The sequence below is a fragment of the Ideonella azotifigens genome, from assembly GCF_006519715.1.
Taxonomy (GTDB): domain Bacteria; phylum Pseudomonadota; class Gammaproteobacteria; order Burkholderiales; family Burkholderiaceae_C; genus Ideonella; species Ideonella azotifigens.
Genome location: NZ_VIDT01000506.1, coordinates 1 through 4,115, shown reverse-complemented (window position 1 = coordinate 4,115; position 4,115 = coordinate 1). Strand labels below are relative to the sequence as shown.

Below are 4,115 nucleotides of genomic sequence, written 5' to 3'. Positions count from 1 at the left end.
GCGCCGCCCAGCATGCCGCCGAGTGCACAGTGATCGTGCGCAGTGTTGCTGGTGTGCTGCGCCGGACCGGCGCTGAGGTTTCCGTGTTCCAGGGCCGCCGTGCCGTCGGCGCCCGAAGGCGTCAACGCGATGGTGCGCATGCCGTACACCGAGCAGACCTCGACCAGTTCCACGCCGCGGTGGTGGGCCGCGGCGATCGCGATCAGCGGCACCGCCAACTTGAGCAGGCACAGCGCCGCCAGCCACCAGCACCAGGTGGCGAGGTGGAGGCGATGCGAGCGCAGGCAGCAGGCCATGAGGCCCGCATTATGTGGGTGGGCGGTGCGGCTTTGGCCGCCTCGCGTTCAGTGCACGAAACCCATGCGGTTCTTGTTGCCTGAAGCGTTGGGCAGGTCTTTTTCCAGCAGCGTGCCGCGGCCGTCCAGCCTGGCGTTGCCGAAGGCGGTCATCCAGGCGCGGCGCATTTCGCGTGGCGCCATGTCGGCCAGGCGGTCCAGCACGGCGGTGGACGGTGTCTCGTCAAAGCGCTCGCCCCAGGCATGGGCGCCGCGGATGGACGCATACAGCCGGCTGGCGATGGCGCGCGCCGCGGCGGCGTCCGGCATCTGCACCTCGAACACGTTCATGCGGTTCAGGATGGGCTCGGGGATGGCGCGCTCGTCGTTGGCGGTGGCGACCCAGATGACCTGGCTGGCGTCGATCGGCACTTCGGCGAATTCGTCGGTGAAGCTGTGCGCGGTGTCGTGCTCCAGCAGGCCGTAGAGCGCGCCCAGCGGGTCGTAGGCATGTTCGCCGCGGGCCTTGTCGATCTCGTCGACCACCATCACCGGGTTGGCGTAGTTGCCGTCCACCAGGGTCTCGAAGACCTTGCCGGGCCGCGCGCCTTTCCACTGGCTGGAGGCGCCGGAGAGCACCCAGCCGGCGGTCAGCGAGCTCATCGACAGGAAGCCCATGCCGGTGCCCAGCAGCTGGGCGATCTCGCGTGCGAAATGGGTCTTGCCAACGCCCGGCGGGCCGAGCAGCAGCATGGGCGTGATCTCCAGCGCGTCGCGGCTGTCCTCGCACAGCGCGAGCTGGCGGCGCACGGCGTCCAGCACCCCGTGGAAGTTGGGCAGTTCGTCGTAGAGGTGGCCCATGGCCGGCAGGCCGGAAGGCTTGACCTGGAAACGCTCGGGCCCTTTTTCGAGCATGCGCTCGTAGGTGGAGCGCAGCGTTTCGTGTTCCCGGTCGGGCAGCTTGTGCAGCCGCTGCTGCACCTCGGCGACGCGGTACAGGCTGCGCATGCGGGCAATCGGAATTGCGCCGCTGCCGACCGAAACGAGCTCGTGAGATGTGGACATCAGACCTCCATCCAGGCAATCACCGGCTTGAAACGAGAGGGCCGGCAACTGCATTGCAGCAAATGACCTGCCCGGGCCAGCGCCGGATCAGCGGCGCAAAACCAGGGCTGATCGGGCTCAAGCAAATCGCGAGCCTGCCGGCCAGCTCGCGGCTGGTGCTGACGGGGCCGCTGCAAGAGACCTCATGACAAGTTCGGTGAATTGGCGGCTTCCAGGCGGCTTATCCGGCGCTTGAAACGAGGGGAGTCGCCGAAGAATTCACGCTTCTCCGTTGCTCGCTCGGATCCGCGCCTGGCCGCTGCCATCGCCCCGTCGCCTAGCAAACGGACAAGCCATCTCGTCTCGTTGTTTACCGTCTTTTTTGCCGGAGAAGTTTTTCCATGCCGCAAGCTTCCTTTGCCCGCAAGGGCTCCATCGGGCGCAGGCTCGTGCTGGTGCTGTCCGCCATCCTGGGACTCTCGCTGCTCAGCAGCATCGTTGCCGTGGTGCAACTGCGCCATCTGGGCCAAGAAGTCGAGGTGATGCTCAGCAGCAACCTCAAGGTCGAGCGGGCCGGGTCCGACTGGCTTCGTTACACCACCGCCGGCATCCAGCGCGCCGCGGCCATTGCCAAGAGCAGCGACCCGGCGCTGATCGACTACTTCGCGCCCGCCTCTGCAGCCTCCATCTCCGCAACCAACGACTTGCAGAAGCTCATCGAAGGCGCGCTGGATTCGGCGGATGAAAAGGCGCGGTTCGCCAAGATCAGCGAATTGCGCAAGACTTACCTTGCCGCACGGGAAGAAATCAGCAAGGTCAAAAAGGCGGGTGATGCGGAAGCCGCCACGCGAATCTTCAACGAGCGGTTCGAGCCGTCCTCCAAGCTTTACCTCGAGGCCGTGGGCGGGCTGGTCAAGGTCCAGCGCGATCAGCTGGACGAATCGGCTGCGCGCGTCGAGTCGCTGCGCTCGCGCACCGTCACGCTGCTACTGGCCTGCACCGCGCTGGCGCTGGTGGCTGGCTCTGCGCTGGGCTGGATGCTGATCCGCAGCATCACCGTGCCGCTGCGCCAGGCCGAGCGCGCGGCTCGCGCGATCGCCGACATGGACCTGACCGGCGCGGCGCAAACCAGCTACCGCAGCGACGAAACCGGCCAGCTGTTGCACGCCATCGATGCGATGCGCCAGGCGCTGCGCACCGCGCTGCACGAGGTGCGCGGCGTGGTCGACAGCATCTCCACCGCCAGCACCCAGATCGCAACCGGCAACCACGACCTGAGCGCACGCACCGAGCAGACGGCCTCCAACCTGCAGGAAACCGCCAGCGCGATGGAGCAGCTGACCAGCACCGTGCGCAGCAGCGCCGACGCTGCCTCCCAGGCCAACCAGCTCGCCAGCTCGGCCGCCCAGGTGGCCCAGCGTGGCGGTGCGGCAGTGGCCCAGGTGGTCAGCACCATGGGCGACATCCACCAGTCCAGCAAGAAGATCGCCGACATCATCGGCGTGATCGACGGCATCGCCTTCCAGACCAACATCCTGGCGCTGAATGCGGCCGTGGAAGCTGCCCGCGCGGGCGAACAAGGCCGCGGCTTTGCCGTGGTGGCCGGCGAGGTGCGCAGCCTGGCCCAGCGCAGTGCCGAAGCTGCGCGCGAGATCAAGAGCCTGATCGGCGCCAGCGTCGACAGGGTCGAGTCCGGCGCCCGCCTGGTCGGCGATGCCGGCAACACGATGAACGAGATCGTCGCCAGCGTGCAGCGGGTCACCGACATCATTGGCGAGATCAGCACCGCCTCCACCGAGCAAAGCCAGGGCATTGGCCAGGTCAACCTGGCGGTCACCGAGCTGGACCAGATGACGCAGCAGAACGCTGCGCTGGTGGAGGAGTCGACTGCAGCCGCCGAAAGCCTGAAGGACCAGGCCGGCCGCCTCAGCAGCGTGGTCGGCACCTTCCGCCTGACGGCCGCCTGATCGTCACTTTCGCTCCGCACCCAGGCGCCTTCGGGCGCCTTTTCTTTTGGTGCGTGGCTGTGGTCAGATGGCGGGCGCCATGCCCACCTACCTCACCAGCCGCATCCTGCTCACGCTGGGCGCGCTGTCGCTCTGGTGGTACACCGGCAACCCAATCACGCTGCTGATGGTCTCGCCGCTGTTTGGCGCCTTGTGGACGGGGCCGCTGATCGACGGCATTTCGGCCGCATTTCGTGGCACCAAACGCATGGCCATGCGTGACCTGGAGCAACCCGGGCGCAGGCTCTGCGCCTTCCGTGGCCACGAGCTGTGCCTGGACCGGGACGGCGAGGACCAGCTGTGGTTCGAGGCCGAGGTGGTGCGCAAGTTCGGCGTGAAGCTGCCGGCCGAAGCACTGCTGCCAGCCGGGGCGCTGCGCATGCACTTCGGTCACGTCCAGCTCCGCGCCGACCTGCTGGCCGAGCGGCTGTGCCAATCGGCGCCACCCGAGTCGGTCACGCTGGCATTCGGGCGCTGGTTGCAGCGGGAGTTGAAGGCGGCCGCGACGCGGCGTGCGGCCGGGCGTTGAAATGTCGGGGGCTCACCGCGCAGGCCAGCGCACGGCCGCTCCGAAGCGGCCTGCGACCCCCTCGGGGGGTGATGGCAGGTACGCCTGCCGTCGGGGGCCTACTTGACCCAGTCGTTCAATTGGATGATGGGCAGCATGACCGCGAGCACGATCAGCATCACCACGCCGCCCATCGCGACGATCAGCAGCGGCTCCAGGATGGTGGCCACGGCCAGCGCGCGGCGCTGCACTTCGCCGCCAAGCTGCTTGGCGGCGCGGTCC

The 4,115-nt window shown here is 67.8% G+C and carries 5 protein-coding genes; 2 read left to right on the top strand and 3 right to left on the bottom strand.

The window, feature by feature from the left end; translation table 11 throughout:
• Both FKP22_RS22955 and FKP22_RS22950 read right to left on the bottom strand, forming a co-directional pair.
• The coding region (locus tag FKP22_RS22955) for a hypothetical protein (RefSeq protein WP_141289997.1) at positions 1-296 on the bottom strand (296 nt) is incomplete at its 3' end.
• A gap of 48 nt (positions 297-344) precedes the next feature.
• Complete coding sequence (locus FKP22_RS22950) at positions 345-1,340, bottom strand: AAA family ATPase (RefSeq protein ID WP_141289996.1); 996 nt, start codon at positions 1,338-1,340, stop codon at positions 345-347.
• Between the two features lie 380 nt (positions 1,341-1,720).
• On the opposite strand from FKP22_RS22950, the gene FKP22_RS22945 reads away from it, so the two are divergent.
• Together FKP22_RS22945 and FKP22_RS22940 are read left to right on the top strand one after the other, a co-directional pair.
• Complete coding sequence (locus FKP22_RS22945; RefSeq protein ID WP_141289995.1) at positions 1,721-3,286, top strand: methyl-accepting chemotaxis protein; 1,566 nt, start codon at positions 1,721-1,723, stop codon at positions 3,284-3,286.
• Between the two features lie 79 nt (positions 3,287-3,365).
• Entirely contained in the window at positions 3,366-3,854 is a 489-nt protein-coding gene (locus FKP22_RS22940) for a hypothetical protein (protein WP_141289994.1), read from the top strand.
• A 98-nt stretch (positions 3,855-3,952) separates the two neighbouring features.
• Here the strand turns inward: FKP22_RS22940 and FKP22_RS22935 are convergent.
• Positions 3,953-4,115: type II secretion system F family protein (locus FKP22_RS22935; RefSeq protein ID WP_211361534.1), on the bottom strand; the 163-nt coding region annotated here is incomplete at its 5' end.

Bases quoted from the DNA above. Each gene is read 5' to 3' on its own strand.
- FKP22_RS22950 (WP_141289996.1), bottom strand. From the start codon at position 1,340: ATGTCCACATCTCACGAGCTCGTTTCGGTCGGCAGCGGCGCAATTCCG.
- FKP22_RS22945 (WP_141289995.1), top strand. From the start codon at position 1,721: ATGCCGCAAGCTTCCTTTGCCCGCAAGGGCTCCATCGGGCGCAGGCTC.
- FKP22_RS22940 (WP_141289994.1), top strand. From the start codon at position 3,366: ATGCCCACCTACCTCACCAGCCGCATCCTGCTCACGCTGGGCGCGCTG.